The following is a 20,175-nucleotide window of genomic DNA, read 5'->3' as shown; positions in this document are numbered from 1 at the left end:
GGGCCTTTTTGTTCTTCAAGTTGCTTGACAAAGTGCCATTCCATAAAAAAACAGGTCTACGTATAAACGCAAACCTGCTTCTTTTCTATTATTACTCAGTGATAGTAGCTACTACTCCAGCACCTACAGTACGTCCACCCTCACGAATAGAGAATTTAGTACCTTCTTCAAGTGCGATAGGAGCGATAAGCTCAACTGTCATTTCAATGTTATCTCCAGGCATAACCATTTCTACGCCTTCTGGAAGATTAACGATACCAGTTACATCAGTTGTACGGAAGTAGAACTGAGGACGGTAGTTTGTGAAGAATGGAGTATGACGTCCACCTTCTTCTTTTGATAATACGTAAACTTCAGCTTTAAATTTTTGGTGTGGAGTAATTGAACCAGGCTTAGCTAAAACTTGCCCACGCTCAATGTCTTCACGTGATACACCACGAAGTAATGCACCAATGTTGTCTCCAGCTTCAGCATAATCAAGAAGCTTACGGAACATTTCTACACCAGTAACTGTAGTTTTGCTTGACTCTTCAGCTAAACCGATGATTTCGATTTCATCACCAACATTTAATTTACCGCGGTCTACACGACCAGTAGCAACTGTACCACGACCAGTGATTGAGAATACATCCTCAACTGGCATCATGAAATCTTTTTCAGTGTCACGCTCTGGAGTTGGGATGTAGTCATCAACTGCAGCCATTAACTCAAGAATTTTTTCTTCGTATGCAGCGTCTCCTTCAAGAGCTTTAAGAGCTGAACCTTGGATAACAGGAATGTCATCACCAGGGAAGTCATACTCAGATAATAAGTCACGTACTTCCATTTCTACTAATTCTAGTAATTCTTCGTCATCTACCATATCACACTTGTTTAAGAAAACAACGATGTAAGGTACACCAACCTGACGAGAAAGAAGGATGTGCTCACGAGTTTGTGGCATTGGACCATCAGAAGCTGAAACAACTAGGATAGCTCCATCCATTTGCGCCGCACCAGTGATCATATTTTTAACATAGTCAGCATGTCCCGGGCAGTCCACGTGTGCATAGTGACGACTGTCAGTTTCGTACTCAACGTGTGCAGTAGAGATTGTGATTCCACGCTCACGCTCTTCCGGCGCTGCATCAATTTGATCATATGCTTGTGCTTCTGCTCCACCTTTTTTAGCTAGAACTGTTGTAATAGCAGCAGTTAAAGTTGTTTTACCGTGGTCAACGTGACCAATTGTACCGATATTCGCATGTGTTTTGGAACGATCGAATTTTTCTTTACCCATTATAATTTATCCTCCTTAATATACATATCATAATTTATATAAGAAAGTAGTTGCTATCTTGAACTACTTTCTTTCTTACATAAGTAGTTATACTTTAATAAATGGAATAAATCAATTATTCACCTTTATTTTTCTTAATAATTTCCTCTGAAATTGCCTTTGGTACTTCTTCGTAGTGATCAAAGTGCATTGAGAATGTACCACGTCCTTGCGTATTAGAACGCAATGCAGTAGCATATCCAAACATTTCAGATAGAGGAACCATCGCACGAACAACCTGTGCGTTACCGCGAGCTTCCATACCTTCAACGCGACCACGACGTGATGTAACGTCACCCATGATATCTCCTAAGTACTCATCAGGCATTACAACTTCAACCTTCATAATAGGTTCAAGGATAACTGGGTTACATTTAGAGATCGCATTTTTCAATGCCATAGATGCTGCGATTTTGAAGGCCATCTCAGATGAGTCAACATCATGATAAGAACCATCTACAAGAGCAGCTTTTACATCAACAAGTGGATATCCAGCAAGTACACCATTGCCCATTGCATCTTCTAATCCAGCTCCAACGGCTGGAATGTATTCACGTGGAACTACACCACCGACAATTTTATTTTCAAACTCAAAGCCTTTACCTTCTTCATTTGGTTCGAACTCGATCCAAACGTGACCGAATTGTCCACGTCCACCTGATTGACGAGCGAATTTCCCTTCAACTTTTGCAGCAGCACGGAAAGTTTCACGATAAGCAACCTGTGGAGCACCTACATTTGCTTCTACCTTGAACTCACGACGCATGCGATCAACGAGAATGTCTAGGTGTAATTCACCCATACCTTCGATAATTACTTGGCCTGTTTCTTGGTCAGTATGTGCTCTAAACGTTGGATCTTCTTCTTGAAGTTTTTGAAGAGCTGTTGTCATTTTATCTTGGTCAGCTTTTGATTTTGGTTCAATCGAAAGTGAAATTACCGGCTCAGGGAATTCCATAGACTCAAGAATAACTTGATTTTTCTCTTCGCTCAACGTATCACCTGTAGTTGTAACTTTTAGTCCAACTGCAGCTGCGATATCACCAGCATAAACTTTTGATATCTCTTCACGTGAGTTTGCGTGCATTTGTAAAATACGACCTACACGTTCACGTTTACCTTTTGTTGAGTTTTGTACATATGAACCCGCGTCTAATGTTCCTGAGTAAACACGGAAGAATGTTAATTTACCAACAAATGGGTCTGTCATAACTTTAAATGCAAGTGCTGAGAATGGCTCATCGTCACTAGAAGGGCGAGTAACTTCTTCGTTAGTATCAGGAAGAGTACCTTTGATAGCCGGAACATCTAATGGTGATGGAAGATAGTCAACAACTGCATCAAGCATTAATTGAACACCTTTGTTTTTGAAAGCTGATCCACAAATTACTGGATAGAACTCAACATTAACTGTTCCTTGACGGATTGCAGCTTTAAGCTCTTCCTTAGTAATTTCTTCGCCACCTAAGTATTTTTCCATTAATTCTTCATCAAGCTCAGCAACCGCTTCAACTAATTTTTCACGGTATTCTTCTGCTTGATCCATATACTCTTCAGGAATCTCACGAACTTCTATATCTGTTCCTAAATCATTCCCGTAAAATACAGCGTTCATTTCAACTAAATCAATAATACCGTGGAATTCATCTTCCGCTCCAATTGGTAGTTGAATTGCAGCTGCATTCGCTTGTAAACGATCGTGAATAGTACTTAGAGAATATAAGAAGTCTGCACCGATTTTGTCCATTTTATTAACGAACACCACTCGGGGAACTCCGTAAGTAGTCGCCTGACGCCAAACTGTTTCAGTTTGAGGCTCAACGCCTGATTGAGCATCAAGAACTGCTACTGCTCCGTCAAGCACACGAAGTGAACGCTCAACTTCAACAGTGAAGTCTACGTGTCCTGGTGTATCAATGATATTAACGCGGTGACCTTCCCACTGTGCAGTTGTCGCAGCAGAAGTAATAGTAATACCACGTTCTTGTTCTTGCTCCATCCAGTCCATTTGAGATGCACCTTCATGAGTTTCACCGATTTTATGAATACGACCAGTGTAATAAAGAACACGCTCAGTTGTTGTTGTTTTACCAGCATCAATATGTGCCATGATACCGATATTTCGAGTCTTTTCTAAGGAGAACTCTCTTGCCATTGGGTCTTTCTCCTTCCATAATAAAGTATCGTGTTATAATTATTAGTTGACCATCAAAGAGTCAATGGAGATCTTATAATGATTCACATTGCTCTTTATTAGGTCGATCAAGTTTATTGGCTTACCAACGGTAATGAGCAAATGCTTTATTCGCTTCAGCCATTTTATGCGTATCTTCACGCTTTTTAACTGCAGCACCTGTATTGTTAGCTGCATCTAAAATTTCGTTAGCTAAGCGCTCTTCCATCGTTCTTTCTCCACGAAGACGTGCATAGTTTACTAACCAACGAAGTCCTAATGTAGTACGACGATCAGGGCGCACCTCAACTGGTACTTGGTAGTTAGATCCACCAACACGGCGAGCTTTAACTTCCAATACTGGCATGATGTTTTTAAGAGCTTGCTCAAATACTTCCATAGCTTCTTTACCAGAACGTTCTTTTACTAATTCAAACGATTTGTAAAGAATATCTTGAGACTTTCCTCTTTTTCCATCAATCATCATTTTATTAATTAAGCGTGTTACTAGCTTTGAATTGTAAATCGGATCTGGTAACACGTCTCTTTTTGCAACGGGTCCTTTACGAGGCATTGATATTCCTCCTTTCAGTCATTGTTCATACTATGTTGTTATTTCTTTGCTGCTTTAGGTCTTTTCGTTCCATATTTAGAACGACTTTGCATGCGGTTATCAACACCAGCAGTATCTAACGCACCACGAACGATGTGATAACGTACCCCTGGTAAGTCTTTTACACGTCCGCCACGGATTAATACAACACTGTGTTCTTGTAGATTGTGTCCAATCCCAGGAATATATGCTGTAACTTCAATTCCATTCGTTAAACGAACACGAGCATATTTACGAAGTGCTGAGTTCGGCTTCTTAGGTGTCATTGTACCTACACGTGTACATACACCACGTTTTTGTGGAGATGAAACGTTAGTTTGTGACTTTTTGAAGCTATTGTACCCTTTATTCAAAGCAGGGGACATTGATTTTTTAACTTTCGTCTCGCGACCTTTGCGTACTAATTGATTAATAGTAGGCATCTTGTTTCCTCCTTCCGTATGTTGCTAAGACCACACATCCAGGTGGTTCATTTTTTTACAAAAACAAAGTTTTTGTAGAAAATAATATTTCCACAAAAACAGTTTTAATAAATAATTGCAACTGTTGCTGCTCCCACTTCAATTCCACAAGCTCTACCTAGCTGTTTCATTGAGTCTACTGTATTAATAGGTACATCGTTTGCTTTAGCAACATGCACAATTTTATTAATTATGCGTTCGTCAGCATCAGCAGCAACGATAACTTCTTTCACAGCTTCCGATTTGAGAGCTTTAACCGTCTGCTTTGTACCTATAATAATCTTTGCTGCCTGTGATACTTTTTCATAAGACAACTTTAATATCCTCCAAAGTAACAGGTTATTTGAAACACCTTTGCTATAATAACATTCTGTTCAATAAATGTCAACAAGAAAAAAACTTGCTTATAGAGGAGGTTACAAACACTCCTCTATAAACTTCAGTCAACAATTACTGCAGCTTCTTCTTCAATGATCGATGGTAATTCTGGTGTGACTTTGCGATACTGTGTCATTCCAGTACCAGCAGGAACCAATTTACCAATAATTACATTTTCTTTCAACCCAAGTAAATCATCACGTTTACCTTTAATAGCTGCATCCGTTAACACACGCGTTGTTTCTTGGAATGAAGCGGCTGATAAGAAAGAATCTGTCTCTAATGATGCTTTCGTAATACCTAATAGTACTGGACGACCAGTTGCAGGTGTTTTACCTTCTAATAGCACTTTTTCATTTGCATCGGTAAATTGGTGAATATCTAGTAACGATCCAGGTAACACATTTGTATCACCAGCATTATGGACACGCACTTTACGAAGCATTTGTCTTACCATTACTTCGATATGTTTATCACCAATCTCAACACCTTGCATACGGTATACGCGTTGAACTTCTTTAAGTAAGTACTCCTGAACAGCAGTCATATCTTTTACTTTCAACAACTCTTTAGGATCGATTGAACCTTCAGTTAGCTCTTGACCACGTTCAATGACCGAACCTTCTGCTACTTTCAATCTTGCGTTATATGGTGCAAGATAATTTCTTGTTTCTACATCATTTCGTATAACAATTTCATGCTGTCTATCACGCGCTTCTTTGATTTCGATGACAGTTCCATCGATTTCAGAAATAATCGCTTGACCTTTCGGATTTCGTGCTTCAAATAATTCTTGAACACGAGGAAGACCTTGGGTAATATCGTCTCCTGCAACCCCACCTGTATGGAATGTACGCATTGTTAACTGTGTTCCTGGTTCTCCTATTGATTGAGCAGCAATAATACCAACAGCTTCCCCAACTTCAACTTCCGATCCAGTAGCTAAATTACGTCCATAACACTTCTTACATACTCCATGACGGGTATTACATGTGAATGCTGAACGGATCCAAACTTCTTCAACACCCGCCTCAACTATTACACGCGCAAGATCTTCATCAATTTGTTCATTCTCTGCAACAAAAACTTCCCCTGTTTGTGGGTGTTTAATTGCTTTACGAGCATATCTCCCAATCAAACGCTCTTCAAGCTTCTCAATTACTTCAGTACCTTCCATTAATGAACGAATAAACAATCCTCTGTCCGTGCCGCAGTCGTCTTCACGTACAATAACATCCTGGGCAACATCAACTAGACGACGAGTTAAGTAACCAGAGTCAGCTGTTTTTAACGCTGTATCTGCTAAACCTTTACGAGCACCGTGTGTAGAAATAAAGTACTCTTGTACATTCAGCCCTTCACGGAAACTTGATTTAATCGGTAATTCAATAATTCTACCAGCTGGGTTGGCCATGAGTCCGCGCATCCCTGCAAGCTGAGTAAAGTTAGATGCGTTACCACGAGCACCTGAATCACTCATCATAAAGATTGGGTTACGCTTATTTAATGACGCCATTAATTTCCCTTGAATAACATCCTTAGCTGAGCTCCATATAGAAATCACTCGATCAAAACGCTCATCATCTGTAATAAGTCCACGCCTGAATTGCTTTATGACAGTATCTACTTTGTTCTGAGCTTGATTTAATATTTCTTGTTTTTCAGGTAACACGACAATGTCTGATACACCTACTGTAATACCAGCTTTTGTAGAATACTTAAAGCCTAAATCTTTCATGCGGTCAAGCATTTTAGACGTTTCAGTGATCTTGAATCGTTTAAACACTTCAGCAATGACATTACCTAGAATTTTCTTCTTGAACGGATCAATAATTGGGCGCTTTTTAATTTCTTCCTTTACATCAACCGTCTTCTCAATAAAATACTTCTCTGGTGTTTTTTCTTCTAAGTTAGACTTCGTTGGCTCATTAATGTAAGGAAATGACTTAGGTAAAATTTCATTGAAGACTAACTTACCTACTGTTGTTATAAGTAATTGATTATTTTGTTCTTCCGTGAAGTTTGGATTATTTAATGCACCTGCATTTACAGCTACTCTCGTATGAAGATGAGCATAGCCATTTTGATACGCTAGGAGTGCTTCATCAGTGTCATTAAATATCATTCCTTCCCCAACGGCTCCTTCTCGTTCCATCGTTAAATAATAGTTACCTAAAACCATATCCTGCGATGGTGTAACAACTGGTTTTCCGTCCTTAGGATTTAAGATATTTTGAGCTGCTAGCATAAGTAGACGTGCTTCAGCTTGTGCTTCTGATGATAGAGGTACGTGAACTGCCATTTGGTCACCGTCAAAGTCAGCATTATATGCTGTACAAACTAACGGGTGGAGGCGAATTGCTCGGCCTTCTACCAAAGTAGGTTCAAATGCTTGAATACCTAATCTATGCAATGTTGGTGCTCGATTTAGTAAAACTGGATGTTCTTTAATAACTGATTCTAATACATCCCAAATTTCTGGCTGTAAACGTTCAATTTTACGTTTTGCACTTTTAATATTATGAGCAAGACCTTTTTCTACTAGCTCTTTCATAACAAATGGCTTGAACAGTTCAATTGCCATCTCTTTCGGTAATCCACACTGATACATTTTCAAATTAGGTCCAACTACGATTACAGAACGACCTGAATAATCGACACGTTTACCTAGTAGGTTTTGACGGAAACGTCCCTGCTTCCCTTTTAACATGTGCGATAATGATTTAAGAGGTCTATTCCCTGGCCCTGTTACCGGTCTTCCGCGTCTACCATTATCTATAAGTGCGTCAACAGCTTCTTGAAGCATACGCTTCTCGTTTTGTACGATAATGCTCGGTGCACCAAGATCTAATAAACGCTTCAAGCGATTATTTCTATTAATTACACGACGATATAAATCGTTTAAGTCTGATGTAGCAAACCTTCCACCATCAAGCTGTACCATCGGGCGAAGTTCAGGTGGGATAACTGGTAAGACATCCAAAATCATCCACGACGGATGATTACCAGAGTTTCTAAAAGCCTCAAGCACTTCAAGTCGTTTAATTGCACGAGTACGACGCTGACCCTGTGCTGTTTTTAATTCCTCTTTTAGACTGTCTACTTCTTTTTCTAAATTAATATCCTGAAGAAGCTTTTTAATCGCTTCTGCTCCCATTGAAGCCTGGAATGTTTGCCCATATTTCTCTCGATACACACGAAACTCTTTCTCAGAGAGCAACTGTTTCTTGTCTAACGGCGTATCTCCTGATTCAGTTACTACGTAAGACGCAAAATATATTACCTCTTCTAGAGCACGAGGAGACATATCTAATACAAGTCCCATACGACTTGGAATACCCTTAAAATACCAAATATGCGTTACCGGTGCAGCGAGTTCAATATGCCCCATGCGTTCACGACGAACTTTAGCACGCGTGACTTCTACTCCACATCGGTCACAAACTACTCCTTTATAACGAACACGTTTATATTTTCCACAATGACATTCCCAATCTTTTGTAGGACCAAATATGCGTTCACAAAATAAACCGTCCTTCTCTGGTTTAAGAGTACGATAGTTTATCGTTTCAGGTTTTTTTACTTCACCGAATGACCAAGAGCGAATCTTATCTGGTGAAGCGAGTCCAATTTTCATATATTCAAAGTTATTTACGTCTATCAAGGGGCCTACCTCCCTTTTAGTCTCAGGTTTTCCCTTTACACCCAAACTCAATTATACCTAAATGCTCAAAAAGCTAGTGAAGAACAACTGTTAAACTAACACAAGATGTTTTCGCCGTCCTTTTTTGAACACGTACTAATATAGAATTTCAAAGGGGATTTCCCCTTTGAAAAAAGTGTAGCTTTTTACTATCTCTTACTCTTTCACCACTGCATCTGCCTCTTGTTCTACAGGAGCTTCTTCATCTATAGATACACTAGCATTTTGTTGATCATCATCATCTTCAGTATCACGCATTTCTATTTCTTGTTCATCACTAGAGAGCATTTTAACGTCCATACCTAAACTTTGTAGCTCTTTAATTAATACTTTAAATGACTCTGGAACACCAGGCTCAGGTACATTCTCACCTTTTACAATAGATTCATACGTTTTCACACGACCTACTACATCATCTGACTTAACAGTTAGAATCTCTTGTAGTGTATATGCAGCACCGTATGCTTCAAGTGCCCAAACCTCCATTTCACCAAACCTCTGACCACCGAATTGAGCTTTACCACCCAAAGGTTGCTGAGTTACTAGTGAATATGGACCCGTTGAACGAGCGTGTAGCTTATCATCAACCATATGCGCTAGTTTAATCATATACATAACACCGACTGATACACGATTGTCAAACGGCTCTCCTGTACGTCCATCATACAAGACCGTTTTCGCATCACGAGCCATACCTGCCTCTTGTAATGTATCCCATACGTCTTCCTCACGAGCACCATCAAATACCGCAGAAGCAACATGTATACCGAGTTTTCTAGCAGCCATTCCAAGATGTAATTCTAATACCTGACCGATGTTCATCCGGGATGGAACCCCTAATGGGTTTAACATTATATCAATCGGCGTACCGTCTGGTAAATATGGCATATCTTCTTCAGGTAAGATTCTTGAAATTACACCTTTATTTCCGTGACGTCCTGCCATTTTGTCACCTTCAGAAATCTTACGTTTTTGAACAATATATACTCGAACAAGCTGATTAACTCCAGGTGGTAATTCATCGCCATCTTCGCGATTAAACACCTTTACATCAAGGATGATTCCTTCGCCTCCATGAGGAACTCGAAGTGAAGTATCACGAACTTCACGAGCTTTTTCTCCGAAAATCGCATGGAGTAAACGTTCCTCAGCAGTAAGCTCCGTTACACCTTTAGGTGTTACTTTACCTACTAGCAGATCTCCATCCTTCACTTCAGCACCGATGCGAATAATACCGCGTTCATCTAAATTACGAAGTGCATCTTCACCAACATTAGGAATATCACGAGTGATTTCTTCAGGACCAAGCTTTGTATCACGTGACTCTGATTCGTATTCTTCGATATGGATTGAAGTATAGACATCATCTTTCACTAGTCGTTCACTCATGATGATCGCATCTTCATAGTTATAGCCGTCCCAAGTCATAAATCCAACAAGTACATTTCGACCTAGCGCTAATTCTCCTAACTCCATCGAAGGTCCATCAGCAAGGATTTCTCCCTTTTTCACTTCATTTCCAACAGCGACAATTGGACGTTGGTTGTAGCATGTACCTTGGTTAGAACGAATAAATTTTAGTAAACGATATTTATCAAGGTTACCTTTGACCTTTTGGCCGTCTACTTCTTCATACCTTCTTACCCAAACCTCTTTTGCTTCAACACGCTCTACTATTCCAGGATGTTTACAAATCACAGCTGCCCCTGAGTCCTTACCAGATACGTACTCCATACCTGTACCTACCCTTGGTGCCTCAGGCTGCATCAACGGTACTGCTTGACGTTGCATGTTCGCTCCCATCAGTGCACGGTTAGAGTCATCGTTTTCTAAGAACGGTATACAAGCTGTTGCAGCAGAAACTACTTGTTTAGGAGATACATCCATATAGTCAGCACGTTCACTTTTAACAACGATATTTTCACCACGGAAACGGGCAAATACATCATCGTCTACGAAAGTTCCGTCTTCTGTTAACCTAGAATTAGCCTGTGCAACTACATAGTTATCTTCTTCGTCTGCAGTTAGGTAATCTATTTTGCTAGACACTTTACCAGTTTCAGGATCAACTTTTCGATATGGTGTTTCTATAAAACCAAATCGATTTACCTTTGCAAAAGATGATAATGAGTTGATCAGCCCGATGTTCGGACCCTCTGGTGTTTCAATAGGACACATCCGTCCGTAATGTGAGTAATGTACATCTCGGACCTCAAACCCAGCACGTTCACGGGTCAGACCACCTGGTCCAAGCGCCGATAATCTACGTTTATGAGTTAATTCAGCTAATGGATTTGTTTGATCCATAAACTGTGAAAGCTGAGAGCTTCCAAAAAATTCTTTTATAGATGCAATAACAGGCCTTATATTAATAAGTTGTTGTGGCGTGATCGTATTCGTATCTTGTATAGACATTCTTTCACGCACAACACGTTCCATTCTTGATAGCCCAATACGGAATTGATTTTGGAGTAATTCTCCAACCGATCGAAGGCGACGATTACCTAAATGGTCAATATCATCCGTATCTCCTACTTGATGTAATAGATTAAAGAAGTAACTAATAGAAGCAATAATGTCAGCTTGAGTAATATTCTTAACAGACTCCTCAATATAAGCATTGCCGATCACATTAATTACTTGCTCACCATCTGCATCACTTGGTGCATAAATTTTAATAGACTGAAGTAATATCTCTTCTTCTATTACTCCACCTACTGTATGGAAGCTTTTAAACCCAGCTCCATCGATTAGTTGAGGAAGTATACGATCTAGTGTCCTACGATCTAACAAAGTTCCTTTTTCAGCAATGATTTCACCAGTTTCAGAATCAACAAGTGTTTCAGCTAAACGTTGATTAAATAATCTATTTTTTAGATGCAACTTCTTGTTAATTTTATAGCGTCCTACACTAGCTAGATCATAGCGCTTTGGATCGAAGAAACGAGACTCTAGTAGGCTTTTTGCATTTTCTACTGTAGGTGGTTCACCTGGTCGTAGACGTTCATATATTTCTAGTAATGCTTTTTCAGTACTTTCGGTGTTGTCTTTTTCAAGGGTGTTGCGGATATATTCGTTATCACCAATTAAATCGATGATTTCTTGATCAGACCCAAACCCTAACGAACGCAAAAGAACCGTAACCGGTAACTTCCGAGTACGATCGATACGCACGTATACTACGTCCTTCGCATCAGTTTCATATTCTAACCATGCTCCTCGGTTTGGAATTACAGTTGCTGTAAAACCCTTTTTACCGTTTTTATCAACTTTGCCACTGTAATAAACACTAGGTGAGCGTACAAGCTGAGAAACGATTACTCGCTCAGCACCGTTAATAACAAACGTACCTGTTTCTGTCATTAACGGGAAATCTCCCATAAATACATCCTGGTCCTTCACTTCACCTGTTTCTTTATTCACTAAGCGTACTTTTACGCGCAGTGGAGCAGAATATGTAACATCGCGTTCCTTCGATTCTGCTACAGGGTACTTAGGCTCACCCAAGCTATAATCAATAAACTCAAGTGAAAGGTTACCTGTAAAATCTTCAATCGGAGAAATATCTCTAAACATTTCTCTAAGACCCTCATCAAGAAACCACTGATATGAAGAGGTTTGAATTTCAATAAGATTTGGCAATTCTAATACTTCACTAATACGAGCGTAACTTCTTCGTTGGCGGTGTCGTCCAAACTGAACTACTTGACCTGTCAACTGATTCACCCCTCAAATCAAGCGTTTTATTATTACTGCATATATATTTGTCTTACGAACTGAAAAATCATCAGTCATAAGGCAAAAAATAAAAGGGTTTCTTTTTAGAAAACCACATTTTACTCACGAACTATTGATTTTTTTAGTTTTTCCATTCAAACTAAACAATATACAACTGATATGATAATTTTTTCAATTATATTAGAAAAAATACATATTTGGCATTTTATAATGTTAACACAACAAAAAATAACCGTCAACTTTTTTTTGCTTTTATGATATAATAGCCTTTTTTCTTAATAACAATCTCTACTTCACTGAAGATTGTTTTAAGCTTTTCAACTGCTGAGGGAGCTCCTTGCTTTTTCTGAATAACAACCCATAGTTCACCACCATCATCTAAATAATCGATACTTTTTTCTAAAATCGTATGAACTACTTTTTTCCCTGCTCGAATAGGTGGATTTGATAATATCGCAGAAAAACACCGTTGACTTACACCCTCAAACAAATCACTTTTATAAATAGTTACATTTGTAACACCATTCAATTGCTTATTTTTCTGAGCTAACTCAAGTGCTCGTTCATTAACATCAACCATTTCCACTTGTTGTTTGTGAAATGCTTTTGCAATCGAAAGACCAATCGGCCCGTAACCACAGCCAATATCAAGTATAGAACCATCTGCTTTAGAAGGCTCAAAATGTTGTATTAATAATTTAGAACCGAAGTCAACTTCACTTTTCGAGAATACACCATTATCTGTAATAAAAGAAAACATAAAGCCTTTTAATTCATAACTCCAAGTTTGCGGATTGCTATTCACTTTAGGCTTATCTGTAAAATAATGATCCCCCAAAAAACGACCCCCTGTCCTTCTTAAGATTTTGCATTAACTTCTTTCGCATGAATTGTCGTTTCACACCCTTAGAAATTAACCATTCGCAGCATCTTATCTTAAAGTTTCATTCTTAATTATTGTTGCTTTTCGTCAAAAGAGCTAAAAACTAAGATAACTAACGTTCGTGGCATCTTTTCTCCTCTAAAGCCATCAGATACTCAAATACATGTTAAAAACAACAACAGCATATTTAATATTATGAGTCTTAAAAAAAGCTCGCTAATATTATTAGCGAGCTTTTTTATTATTCAACAAAATTACTTAACTTCTACGCCAGCTCCAACTTCTTCAAGCTTCGCTTTAAGTTCTTCAGCTTCGTCTTTAGAAACGCCTTCTTTAAGTGTTTTTGGAGTGTTATCAACTAATTCTTTAGCTTCTTTTAAGCCAAGACCAGTGATTTCACGAACAGCTTTGATAACTTTAATTTTTTGTGAACCAGCACTTGTTAGTTCTACATCAAATTCAGTTTTTTCAGCAGCAGCGTCTCCACCAGCAGCTCCACCTACTACAGCTACAGGAGCAGCAGCAGTTACACCAAATTCTTCTTCAATAGCTTTTACTAAGTCGTTTAATTCTAAAACAGTCATTTCCTTAACTGCTTCAATGATTTGTTCTTTAGTCATTATAATTTCCTCCTTGAAAAGTTGTAATTTTTTATACGAATATTATTTGTTTACTTAAATTATGCGCCTTGTTCTTCTTTTTGATCTGCAACAGCTTTTGTTGCAAGAGCAAGATTGCGAATAGGTGCTTGAAGAACGCTAAGCAACATAGATAATAATCCTTCGCGTGATGGAAGTTCTGCAAGAGCTTTAACGTCTTCTACTGATGCGATATTACCTTCAATCACACCTGCTTTAATCTCAAGTGCTTCATGGTCTTTCGCAAAGTTGTTAAGAATTTTCGCAGGAGCTACTACATCTTCAACACCAAAAGCAATTGCATTTGGTCCAGTTAAATGTTCGTTCAACCCCTCTAAACCAGCTTCTTCTGTTGCACGACGTGTTAAAGTATTTTTATACACTTTAAATTCAACACCTGCTTCACGAAGTTGCTTACGAAGTTCTGTTACTTCTGCAACAGTTAAACCACGATAGTCTACTACTACCGTTGATTTACTACCACGAAGTTTATCAGCAATTTCCGTTACGATCTGCTGTTTTTGTTCAACTGCGTTACTCATCCCTACACCTCCTATGATTTTTCTCTGGTTACTTATACCGCTTGGTGTATGCCGAAATTTATCTTTCTCTTTCAGCAAAAAACCTCCACATCTATAAGACACGGAGGTTTGATATACAATAATTAACATTCTGTTATTACACTGTATATTTACAAAACACCTCGGTGGGAAATTAAGCTCATTATGAGCACCTACTGTCTACGGTATAAATTATATTCTATTTAAACAACAAGGATGATTATATAGAATCATAACCTGTTTGTCAAATTATTTTTTAATTAGTTTGCATCAGTTACTGTTGAAGGGTCAATTTTAATTCCAGGTCCCATCGTTGAAGTTACTGATACATTTTTCATGTACGTACCTTTCGCTGCTGCAGGCTTCACTTTTACCATCGTGTCATAAATTGTAGTAAAGTTTTCTTCTAGCTTTCCTTCTTCAAAGGAAACTTTACCAATTGGCACATGAATGTTACCTTGCTTATCTACACGGTACTCTACTTTACCAGCTTTAATTTCATTAATAGCTTTCGCAACATCAAATGTTACAGTACCTGTTTTAGGGTTAGGCATTAAACCTTTAGGACCTAATACTCGACCTAATTTACCTACTTCACCCATCATATCTGGAGTTGCAACGATCACATCAAAATCAAACCAACCTTGATTGATTTTATTAATGTAGTCGCTATCACCAACAAAATCAGCACCCGCTGCTTCTGCTTCTTTCGCTTTTTCACCCTTTGCAAAAACTAACACACGTTGTACTTTACCAGTACCATGTGGTAGTACGACAGCACCACGGATTTGTTGATCTGCTTTCTTAGGGTCAACTCCTAAACGGAAAGCAACTTCAACCGTTGCATCAAATTTTGTTGTGTTTGTCTTCTTAACTAGTTCAATCGCTTCTCCAACTGGGTAAGCTTTTGTACGGTCTACTAATTTAGCAGCCTCTACGTACTTTTTACCTCTTTTAGCCATTGTATTTCCTCCTTATTTGTGGTTTTAACGGAACAACCTCCCACGAATAAAGGTTGCGAATGAGAATGCACTCATAGCCGCAACCTCCCAACACCTATATATGCACGCGATTAATCTTCAATAACAATCCCCATACTGCGGGCTGTACCTTCAACCATTCGCATTGCTGATTCAACATTTGCTGCATTTAAATCAGGCATTTTTGTTTCAGCAATTTCGCGTACTTTGTCACGTTTTACAGTCGCTACTTTATTACGGTTTGGTTCACCTGAACCAGACTCAATTCCAGCAGCTTTTTTAAGTAATACTGCTGCAGGTGGAGTTTTTGTAATAAAAGTAAATGAACGGTCTTCAAAAACTGTAATTTCAACCGGTATAATTAAACCAGCTTGATCAGCTGTACGAGCATTAAATTCCTTACAGAATCCCATGATATTTACACCTGCTTGCCCTAAGGCTGGTCCAACCGGTGGTGCCGGATTTGCTTTACCAGCAGGAATTTGTAACTTAACAACTTTTATTGCTTTTTTAGCCACGAGACACACCTCCTTAAAGTCCGTGATGTGGTAATAGGGTATTCCCTCCCACTCATCGTAAACCTTTATTATCTATTCGAGGATGTCCAAATCGTCTGAGAGAAGGAACCGTCAAGAGACTTAAGAAAGCTTGCTTTACCACTTCTCATGTACGATGCATATGTACATGAAATTTGGTAGTATAGCCCACTAGTACTTCTTCATCCTTTTTTGAACACTCACTATAATAAAGATATTTATCATCTAGCCCCATACTTTTTGAGACATACTGACTTTGAAATATTACCACTTTTTTTGTGTCATTTCAAGTTTAATTGGTTATATTTTTTCTATTTGATCAAAGTCTAGCTCAACTGGCGTTTCACGTCCAAACATATTTACAAGGACTTTAACTTTACTCTTATCAACATCAAGCTCTTCAATTTTACCTGTAAAGTTAGCAAAAGGACCATCCTTCACTTTTACCGTTTCACTAAGTTCAAAATCAACCTCAACAACTTTTTCTTCCATACCCATTCTTTTTAACACATGAGTAATTTCATCTGGCAACAACGGAGTTGGTTTTGATCCAGAACCTGATGATCCGACAAAACCTGTTACTCCAGGTGTGTTTCGTACAACATACCAAGAGTCATCTGTCATTATGATTTCTACTAGCACATATCCCGGGAATACTTTTTTCTTAACGACTTTCTTTTTTCCGTTCTTCACATCTGTTTCTTCTTCTTCAGGAACTACAACTCTAAATATTTTATCTTGCATTCCCATTGATTCAACACGTTTTTCTAAATTTGCTTTTACCTTGTTTTCATAACCTGAATACGTATGAACAACATACCAATTCTTTTCCATTTGATAGGACTTATTATGTCCTTCCCTCCCCAACAATAAAATAGACCTGAAAGCGCAAACAGCACACTCACCGGTGACAAGCATATGGCGAACCATCAATACGGTTGCTTTTTATCCATAATGACGGATTGGCTTATAACCTCGAGATGATGGCTGCTGAAGCTAGTCATTCAGCAAAGTTCAAACGTCTCATTCATCCCACACAAGCACTGGAGCCACCTAACTTGAAGGCGCTTTTTTGCCTTCTAGTAAAAAGGTATAGTGACCTCGAGGAGATGATTAGTTTCCCTACACTTAAGAGACCATTAACATTTCGTCAACTTTCATAAAGGCACATTCAGACGTCAAACATTCATCAGTGGGTTATAACCTTAATTAACTCCGTCCTCTTGTTAAAACGCCTACCCAAAATACATTTATTCCCAAATCAAAAAACCCGTTACCGGGCTTTTCATCAACTTTATCAATCATTATACCATGACAATGCAATTGTTATTCAACTACTAATTCAATTAAAAAAGAAATAATTTGGTCTGTTAAAGCAAAAAACAACACAAAAAATACTACAGTTGATAGTACTGTAATAGTATAGCGAGTCAATTCCTTTCGTTTAGGCCAACTTACTTTTTTCATTTCACGTACAACATCACGCAAAAATGTTGTTAAACGTTTCATATACGTAACCTCCAGCGCCGGTTTTTATATAATCTAGGTTGAAAAATTATTTTGCTTCTTGATGGGTTGTATGTGTATTACAAGTTTTACAAAACTTATTTATTTCAAGTCTTTTCTCTGTTTTTGCATCAGTTTTCATAGTTATATAGTTTCGACTTCCACACTCACTGCATGCAAGGACTATTTTTTTACTCATGATAAACACCTACCATAGACATACATGTCCTTAAAAGATTATCATACCATTCTTTTCTATGTCAACAACTGTTAAGAAATGGAGGAAAGCTACAAACTTATCTCTCTCAGCTCTAAGTAACGCTCAAGCTTTCTTTTTACTCTTTGTAGTGCATTATCAATAGATTTCACATGACGATTTAGATCTTCGGAAATTTCCTGATAAGACCTTCCATCTAGATAAAGAACTAATACCTTTCTTTCTAAATCACTTAATAACTCTGACATTTTCACTTCAATATCATCATATTCTTCTTGATTTATAATGAGTTCTTCTGGATTCATTACCTTCGTACCAGAAATTACATCCATTAGTGTTCGATCCGATTCCTCGTCATAAATAGGCTTGTCCAGTGATACATAGGAATTTAACGGAATGTGTTTTTGTCTAGTAGCAGTTTTAATAGCAGTAATAATTTGTCTCGTAATACATAATTCCGCAAAAGCCTTAAATGATGTAAGCTTGTCCTCTTTAAAATCACGTATTGCTTTATATAAGCCTATCATACCCTCTTGAACAATATCTTCTCGATCTGCTCCAATTAAGAAATACGATCTCGCTTTTGCACGGACAAAGTTTTTATACTTATTGATCAAATAATCAAGCGCTTCACTATTGCCGCTGTGAACTAATTCTACAATATGTTCATCCTCATACTGCTCATATATTCCCCTTGTCTTCCCTTTGAAGTTCGAAACCACACAGATCCCTCCGACCGTTATATAGAAATATTATACAGCACGATTTTTTTCAACGTCAACTACTCATCGTTGTCCACGTCTCCATTTTTCGAAAATTTCTGCAACTTCTTCACTAAGATGTATTTTAGACTTTGGCTTTTTTTGTTGTGTTACTTTGACCTTCTTCTCAATTCGCTGTTTAATTGCGGTCATTTCATTGTATAGTTCTCGTGCGGATTTCCTCAATGCGCCCTGTCCAAAAATCGTCCATTGTTCCATATAATCTGATGTTGCAACATGAACTTGCGTTTGAATATTCTTAAGTTCTTTCACGAGCTTCTCTATACGTTCATCTGCAGTTTCATTCTCACGTGTGAATATGATCTCTACTTTGTGGTTTTTTAATTTCTTTTCAATGCCTTTAACGAGATGAGCATCAAAAACAATGATTACTCTATAGCCAGTATAAGCTTGATATTCAGCCATCTGATTGATTAAGTTATCACGAGCTGAGTTAAAATCTTTATCCCTTAAAGGTCTTAAGCTTGGCCATGCCCCTATAATGTTGTATCCATCAACAATCAGGATATCCATAAAGGCTAGTCCCCTAACGGGATTCGTTTACGGTAAACCTCATACATTAGTAAGCCAGCAGCAACCGATGCATTTAAAGATGTTACCTTCCCACGCATAGGAAGATTAATGAGAAAATCACATTTTTCTTTAATAAGTCTTCCGATCCCTTTTCCTTCACTCCCAATGACAAGTCCTAAAGGCATATTTCCGTCAATGCTCCTGTAGTCATCTTGACCATTTGCATCTGTACCAATAATCCATATGCCATTTTCTTTGAGCTCTTCTATTGTGCGAGACAAATTTGTCACCTTGGCTACTGGAATATACTCTATCGCTCCGGTTGAAGCTTTAGCAACAGTTGCAGTTAATCCTACCGCTCTTCTCTTAGGAATAATAATGCCATGAGCACCAACTGCATCTGCAGTTCGCATGATAGAACCGAGGTTATGTGGATCCTCAATTTCATCGAGTAAGATAAAAAAGGGCATTTCTCCTTTTTCCTCTGCTTTACGATATAGATCATCTAGGCTTGCGTATTCGTATGCAGCCACTTGAGCAATAACACCTTGATGATTGCCATCGTTCATTTGATCTATCTTTTTCTTTGGAACAAATGAAACCGGTACTTGCTTATCCTTTGCAAGCTGAGCAACCTGTTGCATTTGCCCTCGTTGTGATCCTTCAGCAATCCAAATCTTATTAATTTCCCGCTTTGATTTTAACGCTTCTAACACAGGATTTTTGCCAATAATATATTCCTGATTCATCATTTACCTCCTTTCTTTTGTTTCTCAATAAATTGAAATGATTCACTTACAAGCTCTTCAAACCTATCTTCATTTCCCATTAAATAATGATATCCTAATAAAGCTTCAAACGCTGTGCTATATCGATAAGTTTGTACATCTGTATTTTTTGGAATGGTACCTGATTTTGCATTACGCCCTCTTTTTACAATTGTTTGCTCTTCAATACTAAGCATATCATTTTGGAGAAAGAAGTGAATAACATTTGCTTGCGCTTTCGCTGACACATATGCTTTAGCAATATTGTGTAATTGATTAGGTCTAATATTACCTTTTAGTAATAGATGATGCCGCACATGACTTTCGTATACAGCATCACCCATATATGCTAAAGCTAGACTGTTTAACTGTTTCACATCAATAATATTAGGTGAATGTAACATTTTCT

At 38.2% G+C, this 20,175-nt stretch carries 20 protein-coding genes and 1 other annotated feature; of the genes, 1 reads left to right on the top strand and 19 read right to left on the bottom strand.

Going from position 1 to position 20,175, the window contains the following annotated elements:
* Positions 1 to 91: 91 nt before the first annotated feature.
* From tuf to nusG, 13 genes are all read right to left on the bottom strand, one after another.
* A complete protein-coding gene (gene tuf / locus ACSVDA_RS17610) occupies positions 92 to 1,279 on the bottom strand; it encodes an elongation factor Tu (protein ID WP_410626584.1) in 1,188 nt (395 codons plus the stop codon).
* A 115-nt stretch (positions 1,280 to 1,394) separates the two neighbouring features.
* A complete protein-coding gene (gene fusA, locus ACSVDA_RS17605) occupies positions 1,395 to 3,473 on the bottom strand; it encodes an elongation factor G (protein WP_485884791.1) in 2,079 nt (692 codons plus the stop codon).
* A 121-nt stretch (positions 3,474 to 3,594) separates the two neighbouring features.
* A complete protein-coding gene (gene rpsG / locus ACSVDA_RS17600) occupies positions 3,595 to 4,065 on the bottom strand; it encodes a 30S ribosomal protein S7 (RefSeq protein WP_485884789.1) in 471 nt (156 codons plus the stop codon).
* A gap of 38 nt (positions 4,066 to 4,103) precedes the next feature.
* Positions 4,104 to 4,526 carry a 30S ribosomal protein S12 gene (gene rpsL / locus ACSVDA_RS17595; protein WP_320211095.1) on the bottom strand — a complete coding sequence of 141 codons (423 nt, stop codon included), beginning with the start codon at positions 4,524 to 4,526 and terminating at the stop codon, positions 4,104 to 4,106.
* A gap of 104 nt (positions 4,527 to 4,630) precedes the next feature.
* Positions 4,631 to 4,879, bottom strand: coding sequence for a 50S ribosomal protein L7ae-like protein (locus tag ACSVDA_RS17590; RefSeq protein WP_485884787.1), 249 nt, complete (start codon positions 4,877 to 4,879; stop codon positions 4,631 to 4,633).
* 125 nt (positions 4,880 to 5,004) lie between these two features.
* On the bottom strand, positions 5,005 to 8,607 hold the full coding sequence (rpoC, locus tag ACSVDA_RS17585; protein ID WP_485884785.1) for a DNA-directed RNA polymerase subunit beta': 3,603 nt from the start codon (positions 8,605 to 8,607) through the stop codon (positions 5,005 to 5,007).
* Positions 8,608 to 8,802: 195 nt separating this feature from the next.
* Positions 8,803 to 12,363, bottom strand: coding sequence for a DNA-directed RNA polymerase subunit beta (rpoB, locus tag ACSVDA_RS17580; RefSeq protein WP_485884783.1), 3,561 nt, complete (start codon positions 12,361 to 12,363; stop codon positions 8,803 to 8,805).
* A gap of 256 nt (positions 12,364 to 12,619) precedes the next feature.
* Positions 12,620 to 13,222, bottom strand: a complete 603-nt coding sequence (locus ACSVDA_RS17575) for a class I SAM-dependent methyltransferase (RefSeq protein ID WP_485884781.1) — start codon at positions 13,220 to 13,222, stop codon at positions 12,620 to 12,622.
* A 299-nt stretch (positions 13,223 to 13,521) separates the two neighbouring features.
* Positions 13,522 to 13,887, bottom strand: a complete 366-nt coding sequence (gene rplL, locus ACSVDA_RS17570) for a 50S ribosomal protein L7/L12 (protein WP_214483864.1) — start codon at positions 13,885 to 13,887, stop codon at positions 13,522 to 13,524.
* A 59-nt stretch (positions 13,888 to 13,946) separates the two neighbouring features.
* On the bottom strand, positions 13,947 to 14,447 hold the full coding sequence (gene rplJ, locus ACSVDA_RS17565) for a 50S ribosomal protein L10 (protein ID WP_214483865.1): 501 nt from the start codon (positions 14,445 to 14,447) through the stop codon (positions 13,947 to 13,949).
* A 67-nt stretch (positions 14,448 to 14,514) separates the two neighbouring features.
* Positions 14,515 to 14,669 (bottom strand) — a sequence feature (ribosomal protein L10 leader region).
* A gap of 56 nt (positions 14,670 to 14,725) precedes the next feature.
* The gene (gene rplA / locus ACSVDA_RS17560; RefSeq protein WP_485884778.1) at positions 14,726 to 15,427 is read right to left on the bottom strand and encodes a 50S ribosomal protein L1; all 702 of its coding nucleotides are present in this window, start codon (positions 15,425 to 15,427) and stop codon (positions 14,726 to 14,728) included.
* A 110-nt stretch (positions 15,428 to 15,537) separates the two neighbouring features.
* Positions 15,538 to 15,963: a 50S ribosomal protein L11 gene (gene rplK / locus ACSVDA_RS17555; protein WP_214483867.1), complete on the bottom strand. Its 426-nt coding sequence runs from the start codon at positions 15,961 to 15,963 to the stop codon at positions 15,538 to 15,540.
* A gap of 318 nt (positions 15,964 to 16,281) precedes the next feature.
* A complete protein-coding gene (nusG, locus tag ACSVDA_RS17550) occupies positions 16,282 to 16,815 on the bottom strand; it encodes a transcription termination/antitermination protein NusG (protein ID WP_214483868.1) in 534 nt (177 codons plus the stop codon).
* Between the two features lie 146 nt (positions 16,816 to 16,961).
* Between nusG and ACSVDA_RS17545 the strand changes: the two genes are divergently transcribed.
* Positions 16,962 to 17,144 (top strand): hypothetical protein, encoded by a 183-nt coding sequence (locus ACSVDA_RS17545; protein ID WP_485884775.1) that lies wholly within the window; start codon positions 16,962 to 16,964, stop codon positions 17,142 to 17,144.
* Positions 17,145 to 17,307: 163 nt separating this feature from the next.
* On the opposite strand, the gene secE is transcribed toward ACSVDA_RS17545, so the two are convergent.
* The 6 genes from secE to ACSVDA_RS17515 all read right to left on the bottom strand — a co-directional run bounded on the left by secE (position 17,308) and on the right by ACSVDA_RS17515 (position 20,170).
* The gene (gene secE / locus ACSVDA_RS17540) at positions 17,308 to 17,490 is read right to left on the bottom strand and encodes a preprotein translocase subunit SecE (RefSeq protein WP_320211101.1); all 183 of its coding nucleotides are present in this window, start codon (positions 17,488 to 17,490) and stop codon (positions 17,308 to 17,310) included.
* Positions 17,491 to 17,536: 46 nt separating this feature from the next.
* Entirely contained in the window at positions 17,537 to 17,686 is a 150-nt protein-coding gene (gene rpmG, locus ACSVDA_RS17535) for a 50S ribosomal protein L33 (RefSeq protein WP_214483870.1), read from the bottom strand.
* Positions 17,687 to 17,775: 89 nt separating this feature from the next.
* A complete protein-coding gene (gene sigH / locus ACSVDA_RS17530) occupies positions 17,776 to 18,432 on the bottom strand; it encodes an RNA polymerase sporulation sigma factor SigH (RefSeq protein ID WP_413785571.1) in 657 nt (218 codons plus the stop codon).
* 57 nt (positions 18,433 to 18,489) lie between these two features.
* Positions 18,490 to 18,999, bottom strand: a complete 510-nt coding sequence (locus tag ACSVDA_RS17525) for an NYN domain-containing protein (protein ID WP_485884772.1) — start codon at positions 18,997 to 18,999, stop codon at positions 18,490 to 18,492.
* 5 nt (positions 19,000 to 19,004) lie between these two features.
* Positions 19,005 to 19,748 (bottom strand): 23S rRNA (guanosine(2251)-2'-O)-methyltransferase RlmB, encoded by a 744-nt coding sequence (gene rlmB / locus ACSVDA_RS17520; RefSeq protein ID WP_410626599.1) that lies wholly within the window; start codon positions 19,746 to 19,748, stop codon positions 19,005 to 19,007.
* A complete protein-coding gene (locus ACSVDA_RS17515) occupies positions 19,748 to 20,170 on the bottom strand; it encodes a Mini-ribonuclease 3 (protein ID WP_320211105.1) in 423 nt (140 codons plus the stop codon). The genes rlmB and ACSVDA_RS17515 overlap by 1 nt, the downstream gene beginning before the upstream one ends.
* Positions 20,171 to 20,175: the final 5 nt, after the last annotated feature.

It is taken from the genome of Cytobacillus sp. Hm23, assembly GCF_051842895.1.
GTDB lineage: Bacteria > Bacillota > Bacilli > Bacillales > SM2101 > Nanhaiella.
Note: the sequence above shows the minus strand (reverse complement) of the source record. Positions and strands in the feature narration are given on the sequence as shown.